Origin of the sequence: Lysinibacillus sp. OL1, assembly GCF_004332175.1 — a bacterium.
Classification (GTDB): Bacteria; Bacillota; Bacilli; order Bacillales_A; family Planococcaceae; genus Lysinibacillus; species Lysinibacillus capsici.
The window spans coordinates 1-276 of record NZ_SJDS01000080.1; the positions used below are offsets into that span (position 1 = coordinate 1).

Sequence of the window (276 nt, forward strand, 5' to 3'; positions counted from 1 at the left end):
GACCTTCGCACCGCCGAGCGAGTACTCGACGCGAACACCGACCTCGAGCGGGCCGCCTCCGACTGGGAACACAAGTCATTCTCACTTCTCGCCTTACAAGCCCCTGTGGCACATGACCTCCGATTTACCGTTGGCGGTTTGCACATCGCCGCAAGTCTGCAACGTATGGGCGCACTGGCCGTCCACATCGCCAAGATCGCGCGCCTGCGCCACCCGACGTCGGCCGTACCGCCCGAAGCGCGGGCAGTCGTAGCGGACATGGGAAGGACAGCAGTG

The 276-nt window shown here is 64.5% G+C and carries 1 protein-coding gene; it reads left to right on the forward strand.

The features are described from left to right. Positions 1–276: phosphate signaling complex PhoU family protein (locus tag EW028_RS24550; protein ID WP_305036198.1), on the forward strand; the 276-nt coding region annotated here is incomplete at both ends.